Annotated in this window: 17 protein-coding genes; 12 read left to right on the forward strand and 5 right to left on the reverse strand. The window is 39.9% G+C overall.

Annotation, left to right across the window (positions count from 1 at the left end):
- Window positions 1-86: 86 nt before the first annotated feature.
- The 6 genes from N477_RS16925 to N477_RS26325 all read left to right on the forward strand — a co-directional run bounded on the left by N477_RS16925 (window position 87) and on the right by N477_RS26325 (window position 5,435).
- Window positions 87-800, forward strand: coding sequence for a class I SAM-dependent methyltransferase (locus tag N477_RS16925; protein WP_063360324.1), 714 nt, complete (start codon window positions 87-89; stop codon window positions 798-800).
- 52 nt (window positions 801-852) lie between these two features.
- Window positions 853-1,263 (forward strand): energy transducer TonB, encoded by a 411-nt coding sequence (locus N477_RS16930; RefSeq protein WP_063360323.1) that lies wholly within the window; start codon window positions 853-855, stop codon window positions 1,261-1,263.
- Between the two features lie 377 nt (window positions 1,264-1,640).
- Window positions 1,641-2,906, forward strand: coding sequence for an N-acetylmuramoyl-L-alanine amidase (locus N477_RS16935; protein WP_231098045.1), 1,266 nt, complete (start codon window positions 1,641-1,643; stop codon window positions 2,904-2,906).
- Between the two features lie 284 nt (window positions 2,907-3,190).
- The gene (locus tag N477_RS16940; protein ID WP_063360322.1) at window positions 3,191-4,795 is read left to right on the forward strand and encodes a hypothetical protein; all 1,605 of its coding nucleotides are present in this window, start codon (window positions 3,191-3,193) and stop codon (window positions 4,793-4,795) included.
- A 10-nt stretch (window positions 4,796-4,805) separates the two neighbouring features.
- Window positions 4,806-5,048, forward strand: coding sequence for a hypothetical protein (locus tag N477_RS16945; RefSeq protein ID WP_063379455.1), 243 nt, complete (start codon window positions 4,806-4,808; stop codon window positions 5,046-5,048).
- Between the two features lie 210 nt (window positions 5,049-5,258).
- The gene (locus N477_RS26325; RefSeq protein WP_196760644.1) at window positions 5,259-5,435 is read left to right on the forward strand and encodes a hypothetical protein; all 177 of its coding nucleotides are present in this window, start codon (window positions 5,259-5,261) and stop codon (window positions 5,433-5,435) included.
- A gap of 60 nt (window positions 5,436-5,495) precedes the next feature.
- Here N477_RS26325 and sigZ read toward each other — a convergent pair whose 3' ends face one another.
- Together sigZ and arsH are read right to left on the reverse strand one after the other, a co-directional pair.
- Entirely contained in the window at window positions 5,496-6,059 is a 564-nt protein-coding gene (gene sigZ / locus N477_RS16950) for an RNA polymerase sigma factor SigZ (RefSeq protein WP_063363254.1), read from the reverse strand.
- A 47-nt stretch (window positions 6,060-6,106) separates the two neighbouring features.
- Window positions 6,107-6,850 (reverse strand): arsenical resistance protein ArsH, encoded by a 744-nt coding sequence (gene arsH, locus N477_RS16955; protein WP_063363255.1) that lies wholly within the window; start codon window positions 6,848-6,850, stop codon window positions 6,107-6,109.
- 180 nt (window positions 6,851-7,030) lie between these two features.
- Here arsH and N477_RS16960 point away from each other — a divergent pair, with 180 nt between their 5' ends.
- From N477_RS16960 to N477_RS16975, 4 genes are all read left to right on the forward strand, one after another.
- Window positions 7,031-7,240 carry a hypothetical protein gene (locus tag N477_RS16960; RefSeq protein ID WP_063363256.1) on the forward strand — a complete coding sequence of 70 codons (210 nt, stop codon included), beginning with the start codon at window positions 7,031-7,033 and terminating at the stop codon, window positions 7,238-7,240.
- Between the two features lie 229 nt (window positions 7,241-7,469).
- Window positions 7,470-7,856 (forward strand): thiol-disulfide oxidoreductase DCC family protein, encoded by a 387-nt coding sequence (locus tag N477_RS16965; protein WP_063363257.1) that lies wholly within the window; start codon window positions 7,470-7,472, stop codon window positions 7,854-7,856.
- 144 nt (window positions 7,857-8,000) lie between these two features.
- Window positions 8,001-8,348: a hypothetical protein gene (locus N477_RS16970; RefSeq protein WP_063363258.1), complete on the forward strand. Its 348-nt coding sequence runs from the start codon at window positions 8,001-8,003 to the stop codon at window positions 8,346-8,348.
- 91 nt (window positions 8,349-8,439) lie between these two features.
- A complete protein-coding gene (locus tag N477_RS16975) occupies window positions 8,440-9,501 on the forward strand; it encodes a Kelch repeat-containing protein (protein WP_081216556.1) in 1,062 nt (353 codons plus the stop codon).
- A 21-nt stretch (window positions 9,502-9,522) separates the two neighbouring features.
- On the opposite strand, the gene N477_RS16980 is transcribed toward N477_RS16975, so the two are convergent.
- A complete protein-coding gene (locus N477_RS16980; RefSeq protein ID WP_081216557.1) occupies window positions 9,523-9,921 on the reverse strand; it encodes a winged helix-turn-helix transcriptional regulator in 399 nt (132 codons plus the stop codon).
- Between the two features lie 133 nt (window positions 9,922-10,054).
- Between N477_RS16980 and N477_RS16985 the strand changes: the two genes are divergently transcribed.
- The gene (locus tag N477_RS16985) at window positions 10,055-10,534 is read left to right on the forward strand and encodes a nuclear transport factor 2 family protein (RefSeq protein WP_063363259.1); all 480 of its coding nucleotides are present in this window, start codon (window positions 10,055-10,057) and stop codon (window positions 10,532-10,534) included.
- 73 nt (window positions 10,535-10,607) lie between these two features.
- Here N477_RS16985 and N477_RS16990 read toward each other — a convergent pair whose 3' ends face one another.
- Both N477_RS16990 and N477_RS16995 read right to left on the reverse strand, forming a co-directional pair.
- On the reverse strand, window positions 10,608-11,141 hold the full coding sequence (locus N477_RS16990) for a hypothetical protein (RefSeq protein WP_063363260.1): 534 nt from the start codon (window positions 11,139-11,141) through the stop codon (window positions 10,608-10,610).
- Window positions 11,142-11,155: 14 nt separating this feature from the next.
- The gene (locus tag N477_RS16995; protein WP_063363261.1) at window positions 11,156-12,358 is read right to left on the reverse strand and encodes an MFS transporter; all 1,203 of its coding nucleotides are present in this window, start codon (window positions 12,356-12,358) and stop codon (window positions 11,156-11,158) included.
- Between the two features lie 152 nt (window positions 12,359-12,510).
- On the opposite strand from N477_RS16995, the gene N477_RS17000 reads away from it, so the two are divergent.
- On the forward strand, window positions 12,511-13,461 hold the full coding sequence (locus tag N477_RS17000) for a LysR family transcriptional regulator (protein ID WP_063363262.1): 951 nt from the start codon (window positions 12,511-12,513) through the stop codon (window positions 13,459-13,461).
- Window positions 13,462-13,465: the final 4 nt, after the last annotated feature.

A 13,465-nucleotide genomic window follows, 5' to 3' on the forward strand; every position in this document is an offset into this window, starting at 1 on the left:
TATTTGATCAACAAGGCCGTTTTACTTTATTTATTTTATTGATTAATGTTATCTTTTGAATGTATCTAAATTAGGTAAATATATTAATGGAATACAATAGCCCTTTAGGAAAAATAAAAGAGCAGTATTTACTGTCACTTTTGCAATTACCCGCGTCCTCTGATGTTTTAGAAGTTGGTTGCGGCAATGGAAAGTTTTTACATCAAATCTTAGAAGCATATGAAGCTAATGTTGTTGGTGTGGATATTGATGCGCAATTAATAGAGCAAGCGCAATCATACTGTGTCGATAATTTTGCGTCGGATTGCTTCAAATTTATCAATCAGCCGATAAAAGAAGTTGATTTACCAAAAGATCACTTTGATTTAGTGGTTTGTAATGGCTCCTCTCATGCTTTTGGAGACGGGGAAAGTGCGCTGGAAAGTACCTTTTCTGAGGTTTTAAAATTATTAAAACCAGGGGGAAGACTGTTACTGGGTGAATGCTATTGGAAGCAGCAGCCGGATCAAAGCTACTTAGATGTGTTGGGTGTCACACAAGATATGTATCAAACTCATCATGGCAATGTTAAATTGGCACAAGAGGCAGGTTTTACAGCTTTATATGCGACAACAAGCAGTGAAGATGAGTGGGACAATTTTGAGTGGAGTCGAATTATGAGTATTCATTCACTTAAAGGGGAGCCTGATTGTAGCAGCGAAATAAAATTAAAAGCGAAACAACTAGGCAAATGGATAGATATTTATCTTGGTCTGGGCAGAGATACACTTGGCTATGGGTTTTACATCTTAGAAAAGTAAACTTAATATCTCACCTGAAATACTCTATGCAATTAAAATGTAAAGGGAATTTATGAGAACCATTTCTACAGTAATAGCTATTTGGGCTTTAGTTGGCTGCTCTTCGTCAAATAATGTGGAGCATGATAATAATGTAATAGATTTAACTAATTCGAATATACCAACAGAGCAATATTGGCAGGTTTCTAGGTCTATGATTCCTATTTACCCCTTTAAGGCCGCTAAAAAAGGCGTAAGTGGTTGTGTTGAATTTGAGCTTGTCATTTCAAGTGAAGGCAGGGTATCGGAGTTTCAAATAATTAAATCTGTGCCGAATGAAGTGTTTGATCTTGCAGCAAGAAAAGCATTGAGAAAGTATGAATGGAAACCGGCCAGTAATAACCAATCACGTCATTCTATTAGAACAACATTTAAATTAGACTTTTCTGTTGAGCCTTTCAAGCCAGTTCTTGAATGTATTTAGTTATACAGCTGACATAAAGTTAATTTGGCTGAGTAAAGCTATGTCTTTTTATTTGTTATTACGATTGATGTCAGCATGAAAAGCAGGCATCAATCATAGCCACTTTTTAGTAGCAAACTAGAGGAATTATTGTTTTTATAGCTGCTCTTGGTTTTTTTACAGGTCAGTGTATGTTGCCTTCGAGCTTGATAATTAAAGTTGTTGCTTATAGCTAGTTTATCTTAATAGTATTGATTTCACTTACTTTATCTTGCTTACTAGTATAATCTATACTTAAGCAGTATTTTTGATTTAAAGGATGAGCTTTGAAAGCCAATTTAGTAACTTCAAAACTTTTAATTCGCTCATTTTTAGTTTTTCTTATACTTTTTGTGAGTGTGAATAGCGTAAAAGTACACGCACAAAATAGTATTGAATCAGTACGTCTTTGGTCAGCACCATCGAGTACTAGAGTGGTTTTTGATTTAAAAGACAAGCCAGATTACTCATTTTTTAGTTTACGTTCACCAAATCGCTTGGTCATTGACTTTAGCGACAGCAAAACCCAAGTCGATTTTAAAAAGCTGGCTCGAAGCGATCATCGAGTTAAAAAAGTGCGAACCAGTGCACCTAAAAATAAAAAATCTAAACGCGTCGTATTAGAGCTAGATGGCACATATAAGCTAGTTGTTTTCCCTTTAGCACCAACAGGGCAGTATGGACACAGGCTTGTGGTGGAGTTGCATGATACCGTAAAGCCTAAACCTGTAGTTAAAAATAAAAAGGCTGATGAAAATAGAGACGTTGTGATTGCAATTGTCGCCGGGCATGGCGGGGATGATCCGGGCTCGATTGGATATAAGGGCAGTTATGAAAAACATGTGACTTTGGCGATAGCTAGAAAACTCGCAGCTCAACTTAATAAGAAAGCTGGCCTGAAAGCGGTTTTGATACGGACTGGAGATTACTTTGTCAGGCATGAAAGAAAGCCGCGTATGGCACGAGAAAATAAAGCTGATTTGTTAATATCAATCCACGCCGATGCGTTTACGTCGCCTCAGCCAAATGGCGCTTCTGTTTTAGTGCAATCTGCTCGAAGAGCGAATTCTGAATTTACCAAAGTCATAGCAAATCGCGAAAAAGAGTCTCAATTATTGGGTGGCGCAGGTGAGATCATTAAAAATACGCAAGACGATAATTTAGCCGTGATCCTTGCTGACATGACCAAAGAATTTACGACTCAAAGTAGCTACGTGTTCGCTACAGAAGCTTTAAAAGAGCTGAAAAAGGTGACTAAGTTACACAAGACAAAACCTGTCGGGTTAAGTTTAGCGGTATTGACGGCACAAGATATACCCTCAGTCCTTATTGAAACGGGTTTTATCTCAAACCCCAAAGATGAAAAAAACTTAAATAACCCTGCTCATCAGAAAAAATTAGCGATGGCGATTACTAGTGCGATTAAAAATTATTTTACTCAATACCCTCCAAAAGGTACGCTAATCTCGGCAACAAGCTCATTAACTCACCGTGTAGAACGAGGTGAGTCACTTTCGATGATTGCGCAAAAATATCGTATATCTGTAAGGAATATCAAAGATTCTAATAATTTAAGAGGAGATTCGATTCAAATAGGTCAGGTGCTAACAATACCTAAGAAATAATCTGAGTGTAAAATTTCCTACCAATAATATGCCTTGGTATCCATTTACTAAAGGTACCTCTATCATGGTTTACCATAGTACTAAATTGTCATTATAACAAAACTAAATTGTAATTTTACTGCGCCATTCAATATCAGTTTATATTTAATTTTTAATTTTTAATATTTAATTTTTAATTTTTAATCAATTTCAAGTTCTATTTTTAGAGAAAGTTGGCTTTTGATGTTTTATTTTAAAATTTATCATTTAGAATGCAGAGTTTTAATTATAGTTAAAAGGATATTATGAAAAAGGTTATAATTTTAGGGACTGCTCTATCTATAATGCCGTTAACTGTAGGTGCAGAAAGTAGTGTGGTAGTGCCGCATGAGTTTATTGCGAATACACCTGCAAAGGCTGACGAAGTGAACGAAAACTTCTCCTTCCTATCAGATAATATAAGTGAAAACCAGACAGAGCTTGCAGAGTTAAACACTTCATTGACTGCAGTTGTATCTGGATTGAACAGTCAGCTAACCAGTGCTAACGAAAAAATTGAAACTAACACTACTTCAATATCTGCCCTACAGCAGGCTGTTAGTGGAAATGAGAATATAATAAATAACTTTATTGACTCAGCCTCAGTAAGTATTCAGTCGCTGCAAACAGACAAGCAACAAAAAACTGTACAAATTACACAGATAAATACAAGTTTAGGTAGTATTCGTGCAGAGATTGCAGATCAGGCACAAACGATTACTGTATTGAATACAGCTTCAACTCAAAATGGCGCTGCATTAGAGGTAATGAATACGAGTTTGCAAGTACAGTCACAAGCCGTTAGCCTTGCGAATACGCGAATTCAGGCCAACGAGAACAGCCTAAGTGCGCTTCAGCAGAAAGTTACGCAACAGGAGGTTGTTGATACAAATATTGAGAATCGAGTGACGCAATTGAATACTGGGATATCTTCAGTAAATACCCAGCTTCAGGCTAACGAGAATAGTTTGAATGCGTTACAGCAGAGAGTTACTCAACAGGAGGTTGTTGATACAAATATTGAGAATCGAGTAACGCAATTGAGCAATGGGATATCATCATTAAATACCCAGCTCTCTGCTATTTCAACTCGTTCTCAGAATAATGAAAATTCAATCACAGCACTGAACTCGTCGCAAACAACATTGAATACAGATGTAACCAATTTGGATTCGGCTGTCTCTGATTTGAGCGCTACAGTCAATACACAATCGTCTACAATTTCAACCATACAGTCATCGGTGCAGGGACATGGCGGAAGATTGGATGTGCTAGAGGCTGCACGTCAGCCAATACAGACGTACGATCCAATCATTAATCCGCATGAAGATATTCTGGACGCACCTATTAATTACTCTTACATTGCCACAGCACCCGGCGATGTATTTTCGTTACATGGTGAAAATTTTAGAATGTACCGTTTCCCGGTCATGGATTTTGAGACTAACCAGAGATATGCCGTCGATATCCCCCTAATTGAAGGGGATACTTACGAGTCGATTGGTGTCAATAGCATGTGTGGTTCCTTCCATTTATCTCCTTCACAACTCATTGGTGATAATGCTAAAGCGATTTTTTCTGTAAGAGGGACTATAGAGAGAAAGTACACTATGAGCCGTGATAAAATCGAGAGCTCTTTTTCACTTCAAAAGCTCAGGCCTCAAATACAAGTAAAGATAGGTCGTTACTCCTGTTTTAGCCTTACTTTAGGTCAATGGTCTGGCAGCATGGAGGTAGATGGGCAAGGTGCACTTGCTAGCGGCCAGTATGATCTGACAAACGGGTTTAACTGGCCGGCCAAAGCAGATCGAATTGATGAGGTGATTGATTTTCGCAGTTTAGCAAACTATGTCCGTGTGACAGCACTTTGATGGGGCGGATATGAACTTATTGCAAATTATTTTCCTCGCCTTTTTGGTTTTGCTTCTCAGTGCTTGTGGCGGCGGAGGTGACGGTGCTGAAACTACCAATAATAAGCAATCATCTAGTGCGTCGAACGTAAATAATAACCAAGGTGGCAGTGACCAAGGTGGCGGCGACCAAGGTGGTGGTGATACTGGTACTTTACCAGCTACAAAAACGAGCTGGACTAAAGCAACTTGGGATGACTTGAAATGGCAATAGTGTCAGTTTAGGCTTATATGGTACGTACCAATATAGTTTTTACATATATGGGTACGCTGCTTTACTACTACTTAGCGGTGTTAATCTGAGAAGTTGAATCTAATTCAGTTGCCATTGAACAAGCGTTTAATATTTGTTACAAAGTTCTTTGGTTTTTGACGCGATTTTCTCGTACTGTATAAATGATCGAGTTAGACAGTTGGAACAATCATGAAAACGTTATTTAGGATCTTGATTATCTTAGCACTGTTAATCGCTGCACTGAGTGCATACAGCTATGGTAGTGCTCATAGTGCCTTTGTTTTTGTAGTGTTAGGGGTTGCGTTGGAAACTGTATTCTGGCTACGCTTATTCCCTCGAAAAACCAAAAAGCGTCTTGTGAAGTAAGTATTAATCCTTAGCGTTTTTTAGTATCCACTTCAAATCATTAAATGGTCGTTTGTGTACTTATTGTTTTAAATCTGACTTTAATCTACGAGAATCAAAGTCTGACTTAGGATGGTACTCAATAAGGTTGCCACGTTTATCCAAATCATAGTCACAGCAAGCATGAAAAACGTCATTCAACTCTGTTCGAGCTTTTTGCACACGGGATTTTACCGTCGAGTAGCTGATAGATAGCTCTTGTGCGAGTTGTTTTTGAGATTTACCTTCAAGCTCCACTTCTTCTAATAAAGAGGCGCTTTGTTCAGGCAGTGCCTGGATAAAAGGCTTGATGCATTGTGCCAGTTCCATTTTTATATTTCTTTGCTGCGACTCATACCATAGTTGCTGCGATTCAATGTGTTTCTCTTGTCCATTTTTGCGGTAATGATCTATCACAGTATGGTGTGCTATTTGAAAAATCCATGCTTTAGTGTTGCTTTTTTTATTTAAACTGTGCATTGCAAGATGCGTTTTTAGTAACACATCTTGCAATAGGTCTTCAACGTCGTCAGGGTTGGACACTTTGCTATGTAAAAACGCCTTTAAACTGCTTCTATATTCTCGCCAGATTTCTTCTATGGTCATATCAATTCTCAAAAGAGCAATAGCATATTCACTATTGCCCAATTATATTAGCAGCACGACATCTGTTTAGCTTCAACTGATGGTGTTTTTTGCTCTAAGATATCTGCCATCGCAGGAGGCATTTCTGTTTGTGGTGTAACTTGGGCTTTTCGCTCACTGTATCTATCTACTAAAAAATCTTTATTGTCTCGGGTTAAATAAGTAAAACGCATCAGTTCTTCCATCACATCAACAACTCTATCTCGATAGCTACTTGCCCTCATGGAACCATCGTCATTAAATTCATTGTAAGCTTTCGCTACCGAAGACTGATTAGGTATGGTTAGCATGCGCATCCAACGTCCTAAAATACGCATATTATTCACCGCATTGAAGCTTTGCGAGCCTCCACTGACTTGCATGACTGCAAGAACTTTACCTTGTGTAGGCCTCACCGCCCCAATGGATAAGGGGATCCAGTCGATTTGGTTTTTAAGTGCAGCAGACATATTGCCATGTAGCTCAGGTGAGCTCCATACTTGTGCTTCAGACCAAGTAACTAAATCTCTAAGCTCTATTACTTTGGGGTGCTCGGCACTCTCGCCATGATCAAATACTGGCAGACCTTGAGGATTAAAATATCTGACTTCTGCGCCCATATCGGTCAGTATATTGCCGGCTTCAATAGCTACTTTTTTACTTATGGAATTGGCTCTTAGTGAGCCATATAAAATAAGCACTCTTGGCTTGTGTGCAGATCCAGTTTTTACTGGGGCTTGTAAGTTGAATGAGTGAGTGTCGAGATATTGCATAAATGCCTCCAAAAGAATTAACACTTATAAGACGGTGAAGTGTTAAAAAAGACGAAAATCTCTTATTATTTTTGGAAAAATACACTTATTTATATTTTGTTTTCTTTTTTGTGTTGTTTTGTTAGCATTTTGTCGTGGTTATACAATCACATCAATTATTAAAATAAGGAAAGACAAATAATGATAAAAACAACACTCGCCGCATTAGCAGCCATCATTACTATTTCACTGCCTAGTGTTTCTACAGCTGAGGAAGCGACTTACGTCGTATGTTATAAAAATGGTTCATTCTTGTGGTATGAAGAGGCATATAGTGATGGTTCCATTAATAGCGCGTATTTTCGTTGTATCAATGAAGGTGGCACGCCACGCGTTTTCGGTGGTCGATAATCATAGCGAAGTAGTTAGCTAAGATTGAATTGACTAATGAAAAGTTGAGCCATACAAGTGTGGCTCTTTTTACTTTTATACCTCATGAGTGTGTTGGCTCTGGGCATAAGCTAATTTGTTGTAATTTGGTTTAATCTGTTCACTTTCTGCGTTATTGTGTATTTACAAGCGCGGTGCTGATCGTATTTATTTGCATGTACGTATCGGATAATAAACAAGAGTGACAAATATGACTAGATTAACGATATTTTACGATGGTACGTGCCCACTTTGCGTGAAAGAAATGACGGCATTGACTAAACGTGACAAGACTGCGCAAATTAAAACAGTGGATATACACAGTGATGAGTTTGTTAACTATCCACACATAGACCCAAAGAAAGCTAATTTAATTTTACATGCACTTGACGAGCAAGGCGGGTTGTTGCTGGGATTAGATGTCACACATCGTGCATGGCAATTGGTGGGCATGGGGTGGCTATACGCACCACTGCGCTGGCCTTTCATTAAACCAATTGCGGATAAGGTTTATTTATTGTTTGCAAAAAATCGGTATCGTATCTCATATTTACTGACAGGCAAGTCGCGTTGCGAAAACGGTGTGTGCCGCCGTTAATAGACAGCTATCAAGGAAGGTGATGGTTAAGTTAATTATCCAGTCTCGATTACAAAATGTGATAGATAGGGCTTATAAAGTTGCATTTTCTCTTTGTTACAGTTTGCGATTGCGAGCTTGTATATTTGAGCGTTTGATGCGCGTGTGAATCAGGATCAAATACATGGCGCACTCGTATTCATTGCTTTAATTGTCACAGTTCCACCTATCTGGTTAGCTGTATTTAATACAGGAAAAAGTCGCGTGGTAGAACACGGTGTTAAACTGAGCGAAGATAGTTTTGAATTGATACGACTCGGAGAAAGTAGCTTGTTATCTCGCTCTGAAATTATTGAATTTAAGGTGCCATTTGGCTTACTGAGGAAGCAGCTTAGCATCACAGATAAGTCACAAAACACAATTCGCTTTGGCTATTATGCTTTAACGCTCGGCAAAAACGAGAAATCACTGCCTATCAACAAGAAGCACTTCAAGTCTAATATACTAATTTAGATACATAATTTTTAAGTTAAGGAAAAAGTCACAGGCGTTAGGGACCGAGTATGCTTTACTTCCGAGACCACGAATGTAACCACTTCAACCTATGAATAAAAAGTTTTACGCAATTTTAATCGCCTCTTTTTGCGCTATTACACTGCAAGCTTGTTCTGTTGATTCAACGGTAGGCAAAGCGCCTGAGTCGAAAAATATTCAATGGCAATCACAGACAAGGTTACCTGCACCACTTCAAGAAGTGTACCCAACCGTTTTTGATGAAAAAATATATGTTGCAGGGGCTTTTGAACAAAGGCCTCCTGAACATGCTGTGCTCGCTCACTTGGCGGCATCTATAAATACTTATGTGTACGATGCACAAACTCAAAAGTGGACGCGTGGCCCTGTGTTGCCAGAACCTCGACATCATTTAGGACTGATAGCCAATGACAATGTGCTTTATGCGATAGGTGGATTTAATGCAACATCAGACGACGCATGGCAAGTAAAAGGTACCGTTTACACATTACAAAAAGGGCACAATACATGGGGAGTAGGGCCTGACTTACCAATGCCTCTGGGGGAATCAGTGTACGGTGTGATCAATGGCTATGTCCATGTTGCTGGTGGTCGCACTTTGATAAACGGTAAATTGAGCGACACAAATGCGCACTGGGTATTGAAGGATGGTCGGTGGCAGCAAGCTGCGCCTTTGCCGATTGCCAGTAATTCAGCGACGTCAGTGGTGATTAATGGTCAATGGTATGTGATGGGTGGTCGTGTTAATGCACTCGATTTTAAAAATCTCGATAATTTATGGCGATATGACGCCCAGCAGGATAGCTGGGAGAACCTTGCAAACATGCCGCAGGCCAGTGCTGGACTAGCTAGCGCTGTTTTAAATGGCCAAATCTATGTGTTTGGTGGTGAAGAGTATACATACATCACGAACAATCAGGGAGAGCGAGAAATGAAAACGCGTACCTTTGATGGTATTTGGCGCTACGATCCAGACTCCAACCTTTGGCACACTGATCCGGCTACAATGACCTCGACGCGCCATGGGCTTGGTGCGTTAACTGTAAACAATCATATCTACTTGTTGGGTGGAGCAACACAAGCGGGGGCAACAGGCACCTCCGCCATATTTGAGCGCATGTCGTTACAATAAAAAACAGAGTGTGAATTGTGGCTATTGTCGAATATTGGCCATCAACTCTTCTAATAATGCCGCCCGATCGCTTTGTGCACGTTCGACTAATTGCGTTGGTATGTTTAAATCCGGAGCGTGCTTTGCGCTCCAAAGTATCATTTCTAACAGAGTCGGCATTAAATCTATGCCTGGCTCTGTGAGTTGATATACCTTTTTTCGCTTATCTTTCTCATCAGGTAATTTCTTGATGAGTCCTTGCTTTTCTAACTTCTCCAAGCGGCTAGATAGAATGTTGGTAGCCATCTTTTCTTCTGAGTTTTGTAACTCAGAGTAAGAATGTTTAGCAAAAAACATCAGATCTCTGATGATCAGTAAGCTCCATTTATCTCCAACAATATCAAGTACATTAGAGATAGGGCAGTCAGAACGTTTGGTCATAATAGGTCTCTTTGTTCGATGTCCTTACATAATAATTCACTTGCATTTTGCAATCAAATAATTTAACTTGCATTTTAAAAGTTAAATGCAAGGCGATTAAAGCCTTGATTGAATCAAGTTTTAAGGGCGAACAATGAATACTCCACAGATCAATTTACAAGCACTAACTCAATCTCACTGGCAAGCAGAGGAACTTGGTAATGCCCAAGCTGTGGTTGAATTTGTGCAGCTACTGATGAACGATCACAACTTTGACGAAGTCATCGCGCGCTTTGGAGAAGATCAATACAAGCAGCACAACCGTACAATGGCTGATGGTATCGGTGGTGTAGTAAAAACACTTAAAGACTTTGTGAAATTAGCACCTGAGTTTAGCTATGACGTCAAACGCATGTTTGTTGATGGTGAACAAGTGATCATTCACTCTCATGCGACATTAAAAGCAAAGCACCGTGGTGATGATACAAAAGGCATGAATATCATAGATACGTGGACTGTGAGAGAGGGTAGGTTGGTAGAACATTGGGATGCGATACAGCCGTTAGATATGTCTATGCGACTTTATAACTTGTTTATGGGCGGTAAAATTAACAATGCGAATGGGGTCTTTTAATCTTGGTTAAAACGAGTTTTCTGAGCCCACTTTTATTGGCTAAAGTGGGCAATGTTAAACGTCTGTTTTAGAGTTAACCGGGTTTATGTACCGCCTTATTTATCTCAATTTTGTGACAGGTTTTGCCATAGCCGAGCGCGTATTTTAGCGTTGGAAATACACGGTAGGTGCTGATGCTAAAGCTTAATGTGATGAGCCCTGGTTGACCCCATAGTGAAACAATTTGTGCTTTGAGGTCATCAGCATCAGGATCATGGGCCAGCACGAGTTCGGTAAAGCGCATAGTAAGCGCTACCTCTTTAGGCACTTTGTCTTGCTGGTTTTTTATAATCTGTTCAATAAGCGCGGCGTCTAATCCTGCTTCTAATGCCATATTGACAGCAAGTTGTATGCAAGGCCCGCAGTCTTCATTGATGAGTGTGCGTATACGTGCGGCAAATAACGGGGCAATGGGTACCTGCGCGCTATGGGAGGACATGCTGGTGAAACCCCAATACTTGAAAAAAGCGGCCAAATTAGATTGCAAAATATCTTCCATATATTGCACATCATAATCGTATCTTGATTTCATATCTTGTATCTGTTTATTAAGCAAAAATCTGATCATGATACTTCCTTTTATTACTTAGCGTGTGTGGTAAGAGTGGGAGTAGATTGCCCCTTTGTAGGAGGCGCTGTTTTGAGCGGCATATATAAAATGACAGCACAAAGCGCAAATAGCGACGCACAGACTGTGAGCATCAGGCTATAGTCACTTGGTTTTATTAAAAATGCGGCTAGCATGGGCCCTGACGCCATCGCGATAGAAGATACAAGAGAGCTTACGGTAGACAGTCGTCCACTGGGGCTGATATCAGCAATCGCTGCAAATAAAAAGGATTGTACTGATGGCCACGCAAAGAAGAACAGGGCTAGTGCGACAACATAGGCAGTGATGGAGATGGTTGGTTGAAGTAGCACGAGTACAGCAACGAGACATAGTGAAATGTTGATTATTGTCAGTGGTCGTCTTTTAATAAATGGTGCTTGTATCATGGGAATGACAGCACCTAGCAAACCTAATAATCCTGTAAAAGCAATATAAGTACTCACTTGTGTTTCATTTAAGTTTGCTTTCATGCCAATTAAACCGACATAGGTATAAAGTGCGCTGGCTGCGGTTAAATAAATAAAGATGACCAGCATGATCGTTATTGAAAGGCCAAGAGAGCCTACTCTTGTATGACTTTGTTGTGACTTATTGTTAGTTGTAAAGCGCCCCGCAGGAATACTTATTGCCATTAATATACTAAAGGCCGCAATTGTCGCCATGACATAAAATACAGCATATGCACCAAAGTTAAGCTCAAGCTGTGGCAGTGTGTACATCACCAATGCACCAATGATAAATTGGATAAATAACAAAAAGCCAAAAGCCCGATTTGTATTGTACATTTTTGCAAGCACAGAAAATGACACGCCAACGGCCAGCCCACCAGCAAAGCCTGTGGCAAATCTCAACACCAACAAGGCGTCAAAGTTAATAATGGCGGGAGTGGTTAATTCTAAAAGTAGTAATACAGACAAAGCACTGATAATCGTCGGTTTCCAATGTATATATTTCACACTCAAAATTGCCAGCGCAGTGCCAAATAAAGCGCCATATCCATTGAGTGCAACAACTTGACCTGCTTGGCTTTCTGTATAACCTAAGCCAATTGCGAGGGCATTCATTAAACCCGGTAAAAAATTGATGTAAGAGAGTCCTGACATAGCAATGAAAGCAACCGCAAAATATAGCCGTAACGGTTGTTTGTCTGGTGTATCCGTGTTGAATTGTCGCAAAACTTAGCCTCCAAAATAGTACTTTAAAATGGTTAGCTCAGTGTATGAAGACACCACTCATGGAAAAATAGTAAAAAATACAGTTCAACCATGAATATAATTCACGGATCAAACTGGTATATTGGAGGGAAAAATAAGAAGGAATATATCAAATGGATAAGTTAAGAGCATTGGAGCTATTTATTGCGACTTGTGAAGAAGGTAGCTTTGCCGCTGCCTCGGCATATTGTAATACTGATCCATCCGCAGTGAGTAAAGCAATTAGTCGATTAGAAGCGCAGCTTCAAGTAACGCTGATCCAGCGTTCAACCAGACAACTGAGTGTCACCGATGCAGGTAAGCAATATTTATCTACTGCTCGAAAGTTGCTACAGGAGCTCTCTGCGTGTGAAGGGGAGATTAAACACCTTAATGACTCGCCAAGCGGGGTGTTGAAGGTCAACTCCGCGGTTTGTTATGGACATTTGTATTTACGCCCTGTACTGGCTGCGTTTTGTGCGCATTACCCCGAAATTAAACTCGACTTGCAAATTAATGACTTGCATACGGATGTCATTGAGAGTGGTGTAGATATTGCGATTCGAACCGGCTACGTGAAAGACAGTCGGCTGGTTGCGAAAAGGCTCAGCCCAATGGATTTTTTTGTCTGTGCATCACCAGACTATTTAGACAAAAACGGAATACCTGAGCTACGAGATGACTTTAAAGCACATCATTGGATAGGATTTCGCATTAAAGAAACGCAGCAACTGCAACCCATTTATTTACCAGACGAGCAAGGAGATTATGCACTGTATGACCTTGAGCCTAGTCATATTACGGACGATGGGGAAATGATGGTGGCAATGTGTGAGGATGGATTGGGGTTTGCACAGTTACCCCACTTTTTGGCAAAAGCTGGACTAGAATCAGGCAAACTTGTCTCTGTGTACCCGCACTTTAGGCCACCACAAATAGAGAATGGAGTATTTGCAATATACCCTAAACGTACTTATTTACCTGCTAAAGTACGCGTTTTCCTCTCATTTTTAGCTGATGCACTCGAAAAGCAAAATGAAAGCGCTTATCAGACATGGGCTGAACAAGTTGCTTATGTACGATGACGAA

It is taken from the genome of Pseudoalteromonas luteoviolacea H33-S, assembly GCF_001625695.1.
GTDB classification, from domain to species: domain Bacteria; phylum Pseudomonadota; class Gammaproteobacteria; order Enterobacterales; family Alteromonadaceae; genus Pseudoalteromonas; species Pseudoalteromonas luteoviolacea_B.

What these genes read in the sequence shown, in the direction of transcription:
- N477_RS16925 (WP_063360324.1), top strand. Translation starts at nt 87, where the DNA reads ATGGAATACAATAGCCCTTTAGGAAAAATAAAAGAGCAGTATTTACTG.
- N477_RS16930 (WP_063360323.1), top strand. Translation starts at nt 853, where the DNA reads ATGAGAACCATTTCTACAGTAATAGCTATTTGGGCTTTAGTTGGCTGC.
- N477_RS16940 (WP_063360322.1), top strand. Translation starts at nt 3,191, where the DNA reads ATGAAAAAGGTTATAATTTTAGGGACTGCTCTATCTATAATGCCGTTA.
- N477_RS16945 (WP_063379455.1), top strand. Translation starts at nt 4,806, where the DNA reads ATGAACTTATTGCAAATTATTTTCCTCGCCTTTTTGGTTTTGCTTCTC.
- N477_RS26325 (WP_196760644.1), top strand. Translation starts at nt 5,259, where the DNA reads ATGAAAACGTTATTTAGGATCTTGATTATCTTAGCACTGTTAATCGCT.
- sigZ (WP_063363254.1), bottom strand. Translation starts at nt 6,059, where the DNA reads ATGACCATAGAAGAAATCTGGCGAGAATATAGAAGCAGTTTAAAGGCG.
- arsH (WP_063363255.1), bottom strand. Translation starts at nt 6,850, where the DNA reads ATGCAATATCTCGACACTCACTCATTCAACTTACAAGCCCCAGTAAAA.
- N477_RS16960 (WP_063363256.1), top strand. Translation starts at nt 7,031, where the DNA reads ATGATAAAAACAACACTCGCCGCATTAGCAGCCATCATTACTATTTCA.
- N477_RS16965 (WP_063363257.1), top strand. Translation starts at nt 7,470, where the DNA reads ATGACTAGATTAACGATATTTTACGATGGTACGTGCCCACTTTGCGTG.
- N477_RS16975 (WP_081216556.1), top strand. Translation starts at nt 8,440, where the DNA reads ATGAATAAAAAGTTTTACGCAATTTTAATCGCCTCTTTTTGCGCTATT.
- N477_RS16980 (WP_081216557.1), bottom strand. Translation starts at nt 9,921, where the DNA reads ATGACCAAACGTTCTGACTGCCCTATCTCTAATGTACTTGATATTGTT.
- N477_RS16985 (WP_063363259.1), top strand. Translation starts at nt 10,055, where the DNA reads ATGAATACTCCACAGATCAATTTACAAGCACTAACTCAATCTCACTGG.
- N477_RS16990 (WP_063363260.1), bottom strand. Translation starts at nt 11,141, where the DNA reads ATGATCAGATTTTTGCTTAATAAACAGATACAAGATATGAAATCAAGA.
- N477_RS17000 (WP_063363262.1), top strand. Translation starts at nt 12,511, where the DNA reads ATGGATAAGTTAAGAGCATTGGAGCTATTTATTGCGACTTGTGAAGAA.